This is a genomic window from Streptomyces sp. NPDC086023, from assembly GCF_044540325.1.
Classification (GTDB): Bacteria; Actinomycetota; Actinomycetes; order Streptomycetales; family Streptomycetaceae; genus Streptomyces.
Genome location: NZ_JBITRX010000001.1, coordinates 686384 through 700305, shown reverse-complemented (window position 1 = coordinate 700305; position 13922 = coordinate 686384). Strand labels below are relative to the sequence as shown.

At 73.2% G+C, this 13922-nt stretch carries 17 protein-coding genes; 5 read left to right on the top strand and 12 right to left on the bottom strand.

The window, feature by feature from the left end; translation table 11 throughout:
- Positions 1-7: 7 nt before the first annotated feature.
- From ACIF6F_RS03155 to ACIF6F_RS03140, 4 genes are read right to left on the bottom strand one after another with little or no spacing between them, the layout of a single operon-like run.
- Positions 8-1261, bottom strand: a complete 1254-nt coding sequence (locus tag ACIF6F_RS03155; RefSeq protein ID WP_399940382.1) for an amidohydrolase family protein — start codon at positions 1259-1261, stop codon at positions 8-10.
- Entirely contained in the window at positions 1258-2565 is a 1308-nt protein-coding gene (locus ACIF6F_RS03150) for an amidohydrolase family protein (RefSeq protein WP_399940379.1), read from the bottom strand. Before ACIF6F_RS03150 ends, ACIF6F_RS03155 begins: the two co-directional genes overlap by 4 nt.
- Positions 2566-2574: 9 nt before the next feature.
- Positions 2575-3459 (bottom strand): SDR family NAD(P)-dependent oxidoreductase, encoded by an 885-nt coding sequence (locus ACIF6F_RS03145; protein ID WP_399940376.1) that lies wholly within the window; start codon positions 3457-3459, stop codon positions 2575-2577.
- Position 3460: 1 nt separating this feature from the next.
- Positions 3461-4258, bottom strand: coding sequence for an acetoacetate decarboxylase family protein (locus ACIF6F_RS03140; RefSeq protein ID WP_399940373.1), 798 nt, complete (start codon positions 4256-4258; stop codon positions 3461-3463).
- 139 nt (positions 4259-4397) lie between these two features.
- Here ACIF6F_RS03140 and ACIF6F_RS03135 point away from each other — a divergent pair, with 139 nt between their 5' ends.
- The 5 genes from ACIF6F_RS03135 to ACIF6F_RS03115 all read left to right on the top strand — a co-directional run bounded on the left by ACIF6F_RS03135 (position 4398) and on the right by ACIF6F_RS03115 (position 8309).
- A complete protein-coding gene (locus ACIF6F_RS03135; protein ID WP_399940370.1) occupies positions 4398-5024 on the top strand; it encodes a TetR/AcrR family transcriptional regulator in 627 nt (208 codons plus the stop codon).
- A 142-nt stretch (positions 5025-5166) separates the two neighbouring features.
- Positions 5167-6144: a DEDDh family exonuclease gene (locus tag ACIF6F_RS03130; protein ID WP_399940367.1), complete on the top strand. Its 978-nt coding sequence runs from the start codon at positions 5167-5169 to the stop codon at positions 6142-6144.
- 63 nt (positions 6145-6207) lie between these two features.
- Complete coding sequence (locus ACIF6F_RS03125) at positions 6208-6441, top strand: hypothetical protein (RefSeq protein ID WP_399940366.1); 234 nt, start codon at positions 6208-6210, stop codon at positions 6439-6441.
- Between the two features lie 134 nt (positions 6442-6575).
- Entirely contained in the window at positions 6576-7481 is a 906-nt protein-coding gene (locus ACIF6F_RS03120; protein WP_399940363.1) for an SURF1 family protein, read from the top strand.
- Between the two features lie 69 nt (positions 7482-7550).
- Positions 7551-8309 (top strand): SDR family oxidoreductase, encoded by a 759-nt coding sequence (locus ACIF6F_RS03115; protein ID WP_399940360.1) that lies wholly within the window; start codon positions 7551-7553, stop codon positions 8307-8309.
- A gap of 29 nt (positions 8310-8338) precedes the next feature.
- Here ACIF6F_RS03115 and amaP read toward each other — a convergent pair whose 3' ends face one another.
- The 8 genes from amaP to ACIF6F_RS03075 form a co-directional block, all read right to left on the bottom strand.
- Entirely contained in the window at positions 8339-8899 is a 561-nt protein-coding gene (gene amaP / locus ACIF6F_RS03110; protein WP_399940357.1) for an alkaline shock response membrane anchor protein AmaP, read from the bottom strand.
- 4 nt (positions 8900-8903) lie between these two features.
- Positions 8904-9500 (bottom strand): DUF6286 domain-containing protein, encoded by a 597-nt coding sequence (locus tag ACIF6F_RS03105; protein ID WP_399940354.1) that lies wholly within the window; start codon positions 9498-9500, stop codon positions 8904-8906.
- An 8-nt stretch (positions 9501-9508) separates the two neighbouring features.
- The gene (locus tag ACIF6F_RS03100; protein ID WP_399940351.1) at positions 9509-9886 is read right to left on the bottom strand and encodes an Asp23/Gls24 family envelope stress response protein; all 378 of its coding nucleotides are present in this window, start codon (positions 9884-9886) and stop codon (positions 9509-9511) included.
- 4 nt (positions 9887-9890) lie between these two features.
- A complete protein-coding gene (locus ACIF6F_RS03095; RefSeq protein ID WP_399940348.1) occupies positions 9891-10076 on the bottom strand; it encodes a hypothetical protein in 186 nt (61 codons plus the stop codon).
- A 105-nt stretch (positions 10077-10181) separates the two neighbouring features.
- On the bottom strand, positions 10182-10604 hold the full coding sequence (locus ACIF6F_RS03090) for an Asp23/Gls24 family envelope stress response protein (protein ID WP_399940345.1): 423 nt from the start codon (positions 10602-10604) through the stop codon (positions 10182-10184).
- 196 nt (positions 10605-10800) lie between these two features.
- Positions 10801-11580 (bottom strand): enoyl-CoA hydratase/isomerase family protein, encoded by a 780-nt coding sequence (locus tag ACIF6F_RS03085; RefSeq protein ID WP_399940570.1) that lies wholly within the window; start codon positions 11578-11580, stop codon positions 10801-10803.
- Between the two features lie 155 nt (positions 11581-11735).
- The gene (locus ACIF6F_RS03080; protein WP_018518904.1) at positions 11736-11957 is read right to left on the bottom strand and encodes a helix-turn-helix domain-containing protein; all 222 of its coding nucleotides are present in this window, start codon (positions 11955-11957) and stop codon (positions 11736-11738) included.
- A gap of 345 nt (positions 11958-12302) precedes the next feature.
- Positions 12303-13901 (bottom strand): ABC-F family ATP-binding cassette domain-containing protein, encoded by a 1599-nt coding sequence (locus tag ACIF6F_RS03075; protein WP_399940342.1) that lies wholly within the window; start codon positions 13899-13901, stop codon positions 12303-12305.
- Positions 13902-13922: the final 21 nt, after the last annotated feature.

Below are 13922 nucleotides of genomic sequence, written 5' to 3'. Positions count from 1 at the left end.
GGGACCCTCACCAGACCCGGACCGAGCCCCCCGCTGCGAAGGCCGGGCTGGTGGCTTCGGGTGGGGGCGCCTTCAGGGGCTCGGCGATCTCCGCGACCGTCGGGCCGTGTTCGGCGGCCAGGGCGTCCAGCAGCGCGAGGTCGAAGCCGTAGACGCGGGCCGCGTTGCCGCCGGCCATGGCTGCGACCTCCTCCCGCGGCAGGCCCGCGTAGGCGATGCGGAGGCCTTCGCGGGAGTACGGCGTCGTGCCCTCGTCGTGCGGGTAGTCGCTGCCCCACATGATCTTGTCCAGGCCGATCCGCTCCCGCAGCGGCACCTCGTGCGGGCGCATGAAGCTCGCCCCCACGAAGCAGTTGTCCCGCCAGACCTCGCTCGGGCCCTTGCCCATCGCGTCCGCCAGGCCCGCGCCGAACTTGGACTCCGCCGTGGCGGCCCGGGTCGCGGCGGAGACGAGGCGGCCGTGGTAGTAGTCCAGCATGTCGAGCACGCCCGGGATCCACCCGGAGCCCTGCTCGGTCAGCACCAGCCTGAGGTTCGGGTGGCGCCGGAAGGCACCGCCGAAGACCAGGTGCCACAGCGCGCGGTGCGAGAACCAGGTGGTCTCCACCATGAACACCGCGCGGGCCGCGGGTTCCGGGCCGAGCGGCGGCGAGGCGGATCCGCCGTGGTGGTTGACGGGGACGTCCAGTTCGTCGCAGACCGCCCAGATCGGGTCGTAGACCTCGGAGTACAGCTCGGGGACGGCCGAGCCGGGCGGGACTCCCGGCAGCAGGATGCCGCCGGTCAGGCCGGCCTCGCGGGTGCGGCGGATCTCCGCCACGGCCGCGTCCACGTCGTTGAGGAGGATCTGGACGACGCCGGCGCGCCGGCCCGGCGCCTGCGCGCAGAAGTCGGCGAGCCAGCGGTTGTGGGCCTGCAGCCCGGCCCAGCGCTGCTCGTACTCGGCGCGGGTGGGCGGCTGCGCCATCAGGGAGGCGTTGGGGAAGAAGGGCGGGATGGTGTTGGGGAACACGACCTCCGCGACGATGCCGTCCGCCTCCAGCTCGGCGAGGCGGCGGTCGGAGTTCCAGTTGCGGTCGGCGGTGTCGGCGAGGAGGTCCTCGTACGGGTTGACGTACGTGGCCGCCCAGGCGTCGAAGTCGTCGTGGTGCTTCTTCTCCAGGTACGGCCGGTAGTCGAGGAGGTCGGCGCCGGCGTGGCAGTCCGCCGAGATGACCGTGTAGCGGTCGTGCCCGGTGCCGTCCGGGCGGGCAGCCGTCATCCGCTCACCCCCAGGACCGGGAAGTCGCCGCCGGTCAGCCAGTGGCGGCCGGTCTCGCGGGAGCGGGCCCAGGAGGCCTCGACGGCCGCCTGGTCGGGCGACTGGCCGAGGTCGGCCGGGGTGGGGCCGATGCGGCGGGCGAGGGGCGCGAGCTTCCCGGTGTCGAAGCCGAAGACCTCGGCGGCGGCGAGGCCGAGCATCCGGCGGGTCTCGGCGACGGGGATGTCGTGGAAGGTGTTGCGCAGCCACTGGCGGGTGTTGGGCCAGGTGCCCTCCGGGTGCGGGAAGTCCGAGCCCCAGAGGATGTTGTCGACGCCGATCTCGTAGCGCTGGGCGAGTTCGCGGCGCTTGGTGTTGGTGGCGCAGACGAACACCTGGCGGTCGAGGTACTCGCTCGGGGGCCGCTTCAGTTCGGCGAAGGGGGAGAGCTTCTTGCCGCCGTGGGCGCCGAGGTAGAGCCGGTCCATGAACCACAGCTGGTTGGGCAGCCACCAGCAGCCGGACTCGGCCACGCCGAACTTCAGGCCGGGGTGCCGCTCGAAGACGCCCGACCAGAGCAGGAACCACAGCGGGCGGGCGGGCCACCAGGTGACCTCGGAGACGTAGATGCCGAGGTGGTCGCCGTACTCGTGGCGGGGCGCGGCGCCGGAGTGGGTGACCACCGGCATGGCGGTCTCGGCGGCGGCGGCCCAGATCCGGTCGTAGCGGCGGTCGTGGTACGGGGCCTTGTCCACCCACATCGACGGGATCATCAGGGCGCCGAGACCGGACTCCTTGGCGCGGTGGATCTCGGCGACGACCTTGTCGGGGTCGCCGGTGACGGGCAGCAGCGCGACGCCGCAGTGGCGCTCGGGGTTCTCGGAGACGAACTCGGCCAGCCAGCGGTTGTGCGCCTGCGCGCCGGCCATGCCGAGGTCGGGGTCCTGGTCGCCGGAGAGGCCGAGGCCGACGCCGAAGGGGGCGGCGGTCTGGCTGTCGACGGCGTCCGCGTCGGGGAAGACGACCTCGCCGGCCACGCCGTCGCCGTCGAGCTCCTTCAGGCGCTGCGCGGTGTCCCAGCCGCCCCTGAGGCCCTCCTCGTTGTCCTGGAACCACTTCTCGGCGAAGGCCTCGTTGCGGATGCCGAGCCGGGTGGCCTCCTCGCGGCGGGCGTCGCGCTCGCCGAGGAAGTCGTCGAACTGCGGGTGGAAGCGGGAGTCGAGGTAGGGGCGGTACTGCTCGGTGGGCAGGCCCGCGTGGCAGTCGGAGGAGATGATCAGGTAGGGGTCTTCGTACGTGCTGTCGTGCGCGGTCTCGTCGTTCACGGGGGCCTCTCAGTCGAGGATGAAGCTCTCCAGGTACGCGGGGTTGGCGCGGTCGAGCATCGACTGCGACCGGGCGCGGATCTGCCTGTCGCTGTGTTCACTGGCCGGGAGCATCCAGAAGCGGTCGGCGCGGATGCCGTCGACGACGTGCTCGGCGACCTCCTCGACCGGGGTGAACCGGACCTCCTGGCCGGCCGCGCGCATGGCGGCCTCGTACTGGTCGAGGCTGCGGTACGGGGTCTTGCGCGGGCGCTGCTTCGCGTACCGCTCGGGGCGGTTGCGGTGCGACTCCCACAGGCCGGTACGCAGCATGTGGGGCCCGGGGAAGAGGACGGAGGCGCCGACGGCCGCGCCCTCGGCCTTGAGGTGGGCGTAGAGCGACTCGGTCATGGTCACGACGGCGGCCTTCGTGACGGCGTAGACGGAGGCGGTGGGCAGCGGGGCGATGCCGCCGTCGCCGGAGGAGGTGTTGACGACGTGCCCGGGGGCGCCGCCGGCGAGCATGCGGGGGACGAAGGCCTGGATGCCGTGGAAGACGCCCCAGACGTTGACGGAGAAGGCCCATTTCCAGTCGTTGGGCTCGTGCTCCCACATGCGGCCCTCGGCGCCGGAGCCGACGCCGGCGTTGTTGCACAGGACGTGGACGGCGCCGAAGGCCTCGTACGCGGCGTCGGCGAGCGACACGACGGAGTCGCGGTCGCTGACGTCGACCACCCTGGCGAGCACCTCGGCTCCGTCGGCCGCGAGTTCCTCCGCGGCCTTGGCGAGCGCGCCCTCCTCGACGTCTCCGAGGACGACCCGGAGGCCCTCGGCGGCGAAGCGGCGGGCCATGGCGAGTCCGATGCCGCCGGCGGCGCCGGTGACGACGGCGGTCTGGCCTGCTTCGAGGCGCATGTCACACGCTCCCTTCCGGCGGGCCGTCAAAGGCCTGCTGCGGGTCGTCGTAGCGCTGGTGGAGGTACGGCAGGAGGGCCTGGGCGCTGACCCGCTCGACCACGCGGCCCTGCTGGTCGGTGGTCTTCTCGCCGATGGTGATCTCGACGAGGCGGCGGACCGGCAGGTCGGCGACGGGGTCGTACATCGACTCGCGGAGCACCACGTCACCGGTGACGCTCTCCAGCCTGCGGACCTTCTCGTTGCGCGTGCAGTGCACGAGCACGGGGTCGGCGTCGAAGCCGGAGCCGTCGACGGCGGGCAGGAACTTGAAGTAGAAGTCGGTCTTCCGGACGGGCTCGGGGAGCGGCAGGGCGCCGCCCACGGCGCCGCGCACCTCCACGAAGGCGATGCCGTGCCGGGCCAGTGCGGCCCGTACGACGAGGCCGTCGCGCTCGACGGTGACCTCGCCCAGCTTCTTCGGCTCGCCGAACACCTCGCGCCCGCCGGTCAGCGCCCGCTCGTGGGTCATCGGCATGACCAGCGGGTACCAGCCCTCGACGCCTCCGTGCCGGGCGGCGACGGCCACCGATCCGGCGCCGAGGGGGTAGCCGGGGAGGTCGACCTTGCTGATGTTGGCCCGCACCAAGGGGCGCTCGGCGGGCTTGAGGGGCGGTGGCAGGACGGCCGCCACCACGTCGGGGTCGGTCTCCCAGACGGCCACCACGCCGGTGGACCAGATGTCGGGGAGCTGGGAACTCTTGGCGCGTGACGCGGCGATCTCGGCCTCGGTGCGCGCTCCGTACCGTACGCGTGCCATGGGTGTACCACCCCTTCGTCGTCGGTTCTGTAACACAGTTACACCGGCACCGATGAAGGGTAAAGACCGCTGCACGCGCCAAACTGACGGACCACCAGATCCGGCTGCCGTCCCGGGCCGGAGCCACCAGGGAGGCACGATGGCCAGAAGCTCGCTGACCCGCGACGAGGTCCTGGAGGCCGCCGCCGCGCTGGTCAAACAGCACGGGCCGGCCGCCCTGACGATGCGCAAGCTGGCCGCGGAACTGGGCACGGCCGTCACCTCGATCTACTGGCACGTGGGCAACCGCGAGTCGCTGCTCGACGCCCTGGTGGAACGCACGGTCCAGGACATGGGCGCCATCTCCCCCACCGGCCGCACCCCCGCCGAGCGCGTGGTCTCGGTGGCCCGGCGGCTGCGCCGCGAGCTGCGCGCGCGGCCGCACCTGATCGCGATGGTCCACGAACGCGGCCTGACGGAGCGGATGTTCCTGCCGGCCCAGCAGGCCCTGGTCCACGAGGTGCGGGCGGCGGGCCTGCACGGCACCCGCGCCGCGGACGCCGTACGGGCCATCCAGTTCCAGATCGTCGGCTTCGTCCTGGTGGAGCGCAACCGCGAGCGCTCCCCCGTCCAGTCCCCCGCCGAGACGGACCTGTGGGAACCGGGCGCCCTCCCCGGCGACCCGTCCCTCTCCCGCGCCCTCTCCCGCCCACCCGACCCCGAACGCCTCTTCCTCCTCTCGGTGCGGACCCTGGCGACGGCGCTGCTCGGCCCGCCGCCCCGATGACCCCGTTCGGCGACCGCCCGGCCGTGTGACGTGATGCCGTTCGGGCGGGGCCGGTTCACCCTCCGGTGCGCGCCGGCGGCGGGTCGCGGAACTCGGCTGACCCATGCGGGCAGCGGGGTGTCGGTGGGGGCCCGTATCCTCTGTGACCATGCTCGACGACCGTACGACCGCAGAGACGACGTGGCCGGCCGCGTACCCGCAGGGGTACGCGGTCGTCGACGTGGAGACCACCGGGCTCGCTCGCGACGACCGGATAGTGTCCGCCGCCGTCTACCGGCTCGACGCGCAGGGCAACGTGGAGGACCACTGGTACACGCTGGTCAATCCCGAGCGGGACCCGGGGCCGGTGTGGATCCACGGGCTGACCAGCGAGGTGCTGGAGGGCGCGCCGCTCTTCAGGGACATCGCCGAGGAGTTCGCCGAGCGGCTGGCCGACCGGGTGCTCGTCGCGCACAACGCCATGTTCGACTGGCAGATGATCGCCCGCGAGTACGCGCGGACCTCCGGGGCGGCTCCGGTGCGGCAGCGGCTGTGCACCATCGCCCTGTCCAAGGAGCTGCGGCTGCCGCTGCCCAACCACAAGCTGGAGTCGCTGGCCGCCCACTTCGGCGTGGTCCAGCAGCGCGCGCACCACGCGCTGGACGACGCCCGGGTGCTGGCCGAGGCGTTCCGGCCGTCGCTGCACGCGGCCGCCCGGGACGGCGTACGCCTGCCGCTGCTGGAGTGCCGGCCGCTGACGGAGTGGTCGGACACCCCGGTCACGCCCCGCGTCGGGCACCAGGCCTCCTACCGGCCCGTCAGCTGGCGGCCCTCGCGCAAGCGGCCGCCGTGCCCGCACCCGAACCCGGGGCGGTACGAAGACGGCAAACCACTCAAGCAGGGCATGCGGATCGCCTTCTCGGGTGACACCTCCGTCGACCGGGAGCTGCTGGAGGACCGGACCGCCGAGGCCGGGCTGCACGTGGCGACGAGTGTGTCGCGGCTCACCAGCCTGCTGGTGACGAACGACCCCGACTCCGCCACCTCCAAGACCCTCAAGGCCAGGTCCTTCGGCACGCCGGTCGTCGACGAAGCCGCCTACACCCAGCTGCTGCGGGACGTGGCTCCGGCAGACGGGTGACGGTCGGGCGACTCGCCGCCGCGCGGCGGGCGGCCGCGACCGGCTGGTCCCACCCTGTGGCGCATGGCACGTTGTGAGGTCTGCGGAAACGATTACGGCATGTCCTTCGAGGTGCACGCGCAGGGCGCGGTGCACGTCTTCGACTGCTTCTCCTGCGCCATCCACCGCATGGCGCCCATCTGCGAGCACTGCCGGGTCCAGATCATCGGGCAGGGCGTCGAGGTCGAGGGCCACTGGTACTGCGGCGGGCACTGCGCCCGCGCGGAGGGGAAGGTGGGCATCGTCGACCACGTGTGACGGCACCCGGCCGCCGCACGAGCACCCGATCGCGACCCCGGAGAACCGTCTCCCGCCCCACCGCCCCACCGCCCCGCGGGCGCGGGTGGGGGCCGCTCGCCGGGGTCTTCCGCGCTGCGGGTACCGTCGGTGGCGTGTACCGCTTTGTACTGACCCGGCAGTGGGTGTGCCTCACCCTCCTCGCCCTCCTCCTCGTCCCGGTGATGATCGAGCTGGGCTTCTGGCAGTTCCACCGCCACGAGAACCGGGTCGCGCAGAACGGGCTGATCGCGCGGAACCTCGCCGCGCCGCCCGTGCCGGTCACCTCCCTCACCTCCCCCGGCCACACCGTGCCGCGCGCCGACTACTGGCGCCGGGTCACCGCCACCGGCACGTACGACACCGCGCACGAGGTCGTCGTACGCCGCCGCACCTCCTCCGACGACCAGCTCGGCGTGCACGTGCTCACCCCCCTGGTCCTGACGGACGGCCGGGTGCTGCTGGTCAACCGCGGCTGGGTGCCTGCCGCCGCCGACCAGCGCGCGTACCCCGCCGTGCCGCCCGCCCCCAAGGGGCAGGTGACCGTCACCGGACGCCTCAAGGCGGACGAGACCACCGGCGCCAGCGGCATCAAGGACCTCAAGGGCCTGCCCGACCGCCAGGTGATGCTCGTCAACAGCGCCCAGCAGTCCGCGCTGCTGCACCAGCCGGTGCTCGGCGGGTACGTCGAACTCACCGACCCGGTGCCGGCCGCCGGCGGACCCGAGCCCATCGGGGAGCCGGACCACGACTCCATCGGCCCGCACATGGCCTACGCGGTGCAGTGGTGGCTGTTCACGGCGGGCGTGCCGCTGGGCTGGGTGATCCTGGTACGGCGCGAGAAGCGGGACCGCGAGCAGGCGGCCGCCGCTCGGGCCGCGGCCGGTCCGTCCGGCGCGGATCCGTCCGCGGGCGATGCGTCCGGTGCGGACCCGTCCGGTGCGGATCCGTCCGGCGTCGATCCGGCCGACCCGTCCGGGCCGGAAGCGGCGGGCGCCGGGGAGCAGCCCGCCCCGGCCTGACGCCGCCCCGACGTCCCGGGGCTCCCCGCCCCGCTCCCCTCGCGGGGGCGGACACGGCAGGATGGGGCCATGGATCTCGGACTGAAGGACCGTGTGTACGTCGTCACCGGGGCCTCGCGCGGCCTCGGCCTGGCCACCGCCCGCGAGCTGGTGGCGGAGGGCGCGAAGGTGGTCGTCACCGGGCGCGACGCCGAGGGCGTCGCGCAGGCCGCCACCGGCCTCGGCGAGGACGTGGCCGTCGGCGTCGCCGCCGACAACGCCGACCCGGCCGCCGCCGCGCGGCTGATCGCCGCAGCGCGCGAGCGGTTCGGCCGCTTCGACGGGGTGCTCGTCAGCGTGGGCGGGCCGGCCCCGGGCTTCTCCGCCGACAACACCGACGAACAGTGGACGGCGGCCTTCGAGTCCGTCTTCCTGGGCGCGGTACGGCTGGCCCGCGCGGCCGCCGCCGAGCTGGAGGAGGGCGGGGTCATCGGTTTCGTGCTGTCGTCCTCGGTGTACGAGCCGATCCCGGGACTCGCCATCTCCAACGGCCTGCGCCCCGGGCTCGCCGGGTTCGCCAAGTCCCTGGCCGCCGACCTGGGGCCGCGCGGGATCCGGGTGGTGGGCCTGCTGCCCGGGCGGATCTCCACCGACCGGATGCGGGCGCTGGACGAGCTGTCCGGCGACGCCGAGGCCAGCCGCACGCGGAACGAGGCCGGCATCCCGCTGCGCCGGTACGGCACCCCGGAGGAGTTCGGCCGCACCGCCGCCTTCCTGCTGTCCCCCGCCGCCTCGTACGTGACCGGCGTCATGCTGCCGGTGGACGGCGGCGCCCTGCGCAGCTTCTGACGGGGCGACCGGCCACCGCGCCCGCCGGGTCAGGTGACGCGTCGGGCGTGGTGGGACTCCGCGTTGAAACGGGCCTCCGTCGGCAGCTCCGGGAGGCCCGTCGCCTCGCGTGCGTGGGTGAGGGCCTGGTCGGCCAGCACGTCCAGGGCGTCCGCCGGCACGGCGTGCGGGGCGAGCAGCACCCGTACCCGCGCGGAGGGCGCGCTGCGCCGGCCGTGCAGTGTGACGTGTGACCGTGCCACGCCGTCCACCGCGCCCAGCTCCGCCGACACCACCTGTTCCAGGGCCTTCCCCCGCAGCAGGGCGAAGGCCCCGTCGCCGGTGTCGACCAGCAGCGCCGCCAGCCGGGACCGGCGCAGCTGGGACAGGAACCACCACAGGGCCAGCAGGACGCACAGCGCGAGTCCGCCCAGCACCGCCCACCACCACCAGCCCTCGGCCTGGTACCGCTCCCGCTCGGCCTGGCTCAGCACCACGTCGGCGCGGCCGGACCAGGGCCACAGCCCGCCCAGCAGCGCCGCACCGAGGGCCAGCAGGAGCAGGCCCAGCAGTCCGAGCACGATCCGGTTGACCACCCCGAGCCGCCGCATCCGCTCACCTCTTCCCCACGGGACGGGTGACCCGTACGTGCAGCCGCGGTGCGTGCGCCAGCCCGAGCTCCGCCACGCCGACGGCCAGTACGTGGTCCAGGTCCTCCCGTACGTCGTCCAGTTCGCGGAAGTGCGAGGCGGCCCGCACCGTGACCCGCTTCCGGCCCACCGCCACCCGCGCCGACTGCACCCCGGACACCTCCATGGCCCGGTCCCGCAGCACCAGCGAGGCGGCCTTGCGGGTGAGCCCGGCGCGCACGCCCGGCAGCGGCCGCATCGGCAGCAGGCGGCGCAGCCCCGGGGTGAGGGCCATGACCAGCAGCAGCGCGCCGGCCGCGACCAGCACCGCGGCGCCCACGGTCACGGTCGTGTCGTCGAGAGTGTGCCGCTCCAGGGCGTCGGCGAGGGAGTGCCGCCACTCCATGCCGGGCCGGTCGGCGCGCACGGCGGCCACGTCGTAGAGCAAGAGGGCGGAACCGCCGAGGAGCACCAGCGCGGTGAGGGCCGAGGGGATCCGGCGGGCGGACCAGAAGCGCCGGGCGCGGCCCGGGGCCGGGGCCGCCGTCTCCTCCGCCGCCCCGGGCCCGCCGAGGGTCGGCACCGGGCCGGTCACCGGAGCCCGGCCCGCGGGGACGGCTGGGTGTGGACGGAGTGCAGGTGCTCGACGTCGATGTCGACCTCGGGCACCGTCATGCCGGCGAGTTCCTCGACGCGGGCGGCGACGTGCCGGCGCACGGCGGCGCACTGGGCGCCCAGGTCGCCGGGGTACGGCAGTTCGAGGCTGATGCGCACGCGTGCGATGTCGTGGTGCACGGTGACGGTCGCGTGCGGTGCCGTGCCGACGCGCGCCGCCCTGGGCAGCGCCTCGCGCGCGGCCTGGGCGGCGATCTTGGCGACGACGCGGTCGGCGATCCGGGTGGACCCGCGCTCGGCGACCGGGACGGCGGCGGTGCGCGAGGGCCGGGGTGCGGGCGTGGCCGTGGTCACCCCGTCACCTGCGCCGGTCGTCACGCGGGCGGAAGAAGTCACCGGGTTCCAGGTCCCCGTCGAGGAACCGGCCCAGTACGAAACCGACGGCGCCGAGCGCCGCCACCAGCAGGAAGGCACCGAAGCCGCCGAAGTACCCGGCGAACCCCAGCCCCATCCCGGCCAACAGGCCGACCACGGCCATGCTCATCGCGAGAGCTCCTCTCGGCGGGTCACGTCTCGGCGGATCCCGATTCGGCGGGTCACGTCTCGGCGGACGGTGCGCGCCAGGGGCGGGCGCGCACGGTCACGCGCGCTACTGGAGCCGGGACTCCGGCTCCTCGTCTTCCTCGTCGGGCAGCTTGACGTCGGTCACGGCGATGTTGACCTCGACGACCTCCAGGCCGGTCATCCGTTCCACCGACGAGATGACGTTCTCACGGACGGCCCGGGCCACGTCTCTGATCGACACGCCGTAATCGACGACGATCTCCAGGTCGAGTGCGGTCTGCACCTCGCCGACCTCGGCCTTGACACCGCGCGAGACGGATTTCGCCGCCCCGGGGACGCGGTCCCGTACGGCGCCGAAGGTGCGGGACATCCCGCTGCCCATGGCGTGGACGCCGACCACCTCGCGGGCCGCCAGCCCGGCGATCTTCTCGACCACGCCGTCGGCGATGGTGGTGCGCCCGCGGCTGCCGGGCTCGGGGAGGCGCTTGCCCGTGTCGCTTTCGGTCATCGCGATTCCCTCCAGGGTGTTCGGGGCTCCACCCACCGTAAGCGCGGTTGCCCGGACGCGCCTCGCGAAAACCTCCGACGGCGGCACAACGCGCGAGCGCCGGCGGACCGGCCGAACCGGTCCGCCGGCGCTCGCGGCGGTCATGCGCGTGGGCGGCCCCGGACCGCCCACCGGCAGCCGGGGACCGGGTCCGGGGTCAGTCCGAGAGACCCGCCAGGTCGCGCAGGCGGCGGGCCTGCGCGGCCCGCTCGGCGGCGCGCTGGTCCTCGTACGAACGCGTGACGGCACCCCGCAGCAGGTTCTTGGTCTCGATCACCGCGTCCCGCGGGGCGGCGAGCAGCGCTGCGGCCAGGTCCTGGACCGCGGCCCCGAGCTCCTCCCCGGGGACGACCAGGTTGGCGAGGCCGATCCGCTCGGCCTCCTCCGCCTGGACGAAGCGGCCGGTGGCGCAGATCTCCAGGGCGCGGGCGTAGCCCACGAGGGAGACCAGCGGGTGCGTGCCGGTCAGGTCCGGCACGAGGCCCAGGCTCGTCTCGCGCATGGCGAACTGCACGTCATCGGCGACGACGCGCAGATCGCAGGCGAGGGCCAGCTGGAAGCCCGCGCCGACGGCATGCCCCTGTACGGCGGCGATGGTGATGATGTCGTTCCGACGCCACCAGGTGAAAGCCTCCTGGTACTCGGCGATGGTCGCGTCGAGGCGCTCGTCCGAGCCCCGGGCCAGGTCGAGGAAGGACGGCTCTCCCTCGAAGCCCTCGGGCGTGAACCCCTGCCGGTCGAGTCCGGCGGAGAAGGACTTGCCCTCACCACTCAGGACGACGACCCGCACGGTGCCCGGCAGCAGCCGTCCGGCCTCCGTCAACGCCCGCCAGAGCGCGGGAGACTGAGCGTTTCGCTTGGCCGGATTGGTCAGTGTCACCGTGGCGACCGTGTCTTCGACGGTAAGCCGTACGCCGTCCTTGTCGAGCAGAGCCATCAGCGCCTCCGGGAGAGCAGCCACACATATAAGTGACTGCACAGTAACCACCCAGCCGACCATGGGGACGGCCGGGGGTCACCGAAGGTCGTGACGGTGGGGCCCCTCCCAGCGGCAACTGGGGGAGTTGTGATCCGCGACTGGTCGCGGCCCTGTCAGGCCGTGGCAGCCTTCTTGCCGCGCGTGGCGCCACCGCGACCGCGCAGCGTGACTCCGGACTCGCTGAGCATCCGGTGGACGAAGCCGTAGGAACGGCCGGTCTCCTCGGCCAGCGCCCGGATGCTCGCACCGGAGTCGTACTTCTTCTTCAGGTCTGCCGCGAGCTTGTCGCGCGCGGCGCCGGTCACCCGGCTGCCCTTCTTCAGAGTCTCGGCCACCCGTGCCTCCTCATGGGAAGTGCGCTCTGGACTTCTCATGATCACCCCTCGTGGCCTTCCTGGCCACCCATTCGACAAGGTCCGTCGGGGGGCTTTTTCCGCGGGTGCTGCGGCCGTCACGAGCGGAATTAACCGCTCCGGATCTTTGACGGCCCTGACCTGGTGATTCTTTACCCGGCCGGGAGGCGGGGCGCGACGCCGTGCACGCAGAGGTACCAGACGGTCTCACTCAGATGATGGATCACGCATGAGCCGAATGATCCAGAACGTTCTGGATCATTCGGCAGGGAGGCGGCACGGGCCGCCGGGACCCGAGGCGCCGGGACCCGGGGCCGCCGCCGGGACTCAGGCGAGGGCGACCAGGTCCTTGTAGTCCGGACCCCACAGGTCCTCCACGCCGTCCGGCAGCAGGATGATCCGCTCCGGCTCCAGCGCGTCCACGGCGCCCTCGTCGTGCGTGACGAGGATGACGGCGCCCTTGTACGTGCGCAGCGCGCCGAGGATCTCCTCGCGGCTGGCCGGGTCGAGGTTGTTGGTGGGCTCGTCGAGCAGCAGCACGTTGGCGGAGGAGACCACCAGCGTGGCCAGGGCCAGCCGGGTCTTCTCGCCGCCGGAGAGCACGCCGGCCGGCTTGTCCACGTCGTCGCCGGAGAACAGGAACGAGCCCAGCACCTTGCGGACCTCGACCAGGTCGAGGTCGGGCGCGGAGGAGCGCATGTTCTCCAGGACGCTGCGCTCGGGGTCGAGGGTCTCGTGCTCCTGGGCGTAGTACCCGAGCTTGAGGCCGTGACCGGGGGTGACCTGGCCGGTGTCCGGCTCCTCCACGCCTCCCAGGAGGCGCAGCAAAGTGGTCTTGCCGGCGCCGTTGAGGCCGAGGATGACGACGCGGGAGCCCTTGTCGATGGCCAGGTCGACGTCGGTGAAGATCTCCAGGGAGCCGTAGGACTTCGACAGGCCCTCCGCAGTCAGCGGGGTCTTGCCGCAGGGCGCCGGCTCGGGGAAACGCAGCTTGGCGACCTTGTCGGACACGCGTACGGCGTCCAGGCCGGCCAGCAGGCGGTCGGCGCGCTTGGCCATGTTCTGGGCGGCCACGGTCTTGGTGGCCTTGGCTCGCATCTTGTCGGCCTGGGCGTTGAGGGCCGCGGCCTTCTTCTCGGCGTTCTGGCGCTCCCGCTTGCGGCGCTTCTCGTCGGCCTCGCGCTGCTGCTGGTAGAGCTTCCAGCCCATGTTGTAGACGTCGATCACGGAGCGGTTGGCGTCGAGGTAGAAGACCTTGTTGACCACCGTCTCGACCAGCTCGACGTCGTGGGAGATCACGATGAAGCCGCCGCGGTAGGTCTTGAGGTAGTCCCGCAGCCAGATGATCGAGTCGGCGTCGAGGTGGTTGGTCGGCTCGTCGAGGAGCAGGGTGTCGGCGTCCGAGAACAGGATCCGGGCCAGCTCCACGCGGCGGCGCTGACCGCCGGAGAGGGTGTGCAGCGGCTGGCCGAGCACGCGGTCGGGCAGGCCGAGGGCGGCCGAGATGGTCGCGGCCTCGGACTCGGCCGCGTAGCCGCCCTTGGTGAGGAACTCGGTCTCCTGGCGCTCGTACTGCTTGAGGGCCTTGTCGCGGGTGGCGCCGGTGCCGTTGGCGATGCGGTCCTCGTTGGCGCGCATCTTCTTGATCAGCACGTCGAGGCCGCGCGCGGACAGGATCCGGTCGCGGGCGAGGACGTCGAGGTCGCCGGTGCGCGGGTCCTGCGGGAGGTAGCCGACCTCACCGGAGCGGGCGATGGTGCCGCCCGCGGGCTGGCCCTCGCCGGCCAGGCACTTGGTGAGGGTGGTCTTGCCGGCCCCGTTGCGGCCGACCAGGCCGATGCGGTCGCCCTTGGCGACGCGGAACGAGGCGTTCTCGATGAGGATGCGGGCGCCGGCGCGCAGCTCGATGCCGGAAGCGGTGATCACGGAAATACTCCAGTGCGGACG

Bases quoted from the DNA above. Each gene is read 5' to 3' on its own strand.
- ACIF6F_RS03155 (WP_399940382.1), bottom strand. From the start codon at position 1,261: ATGACGGCTGCCCGCCCGGACGGCACCGGGCACGACCGCTACACGGTC.
- ACIF6F_RS03145 (WP_399940376.1), bottom strand. From the start codon at position 3,459: ATGCGCCTCGAAGCAGGCCAGACCGCCGTCGTCACCGGCGCCGCCGGC.
- ACIF6F_RS03140 (WP_399940373.1), bottom strand. From the start codon at position 4,258: ATGGCACGCGTACGGTACGGAGCGCGCACCGAGGCCGAGATCGCCGCG.
- ACIF6F_RS03135 (WP_399940370.1), top strand. From the start codon at position 4,398: ATGGCCAGAAGCTCGCTGACCCGCGACGAGGTCCTGGAGGCCGCCGCC.
- ACIF6F_RS03125 (WP_399940366.1), top strand. From the start codon at position 6,208: ATGGCACGTTGTGAGGTCTGCGGAAACGATTACGGCATGTCCTTCGAG.
- ACIF6F_RS03115 (WP_399940360.1), top strand. From the start codon at position 7,551: ATGGATCTCGGACTGAAGGACCGTGTGTACGTCGTCACCGGGGCCTCG.
- amaP (WP_399940357.1), bottom strand. From the start codon at position 8,899: ATGCGGCGGCTCGGGGTGGTCAACCGGATCGTGCTCGGACTGCTGGGC.
- ACIF6F_RS03095 (WP_399940348.1), bottom strand. From the start codon at position 10,076: ATGAGCATGGCCGTGGTCGGCCTGTTGGCCGGGATGGGGCTGGGGTTC.
- ACIF6F_RS03090 (WP_399940345.1), bottom strand. From the start codon at position 10,604: ATGACCGAAAGCGACACGGGCAAGCGCCTCCCCGAGCCCGGCAGCCGC.
- ACIF6F_RS03085 (WP_399940570.1), bottom strand. From the start codon at position 11,580: ATGGCTCTGCTCGACAAGGACGGCGTACGGCTTACCGTCGAAGACACG.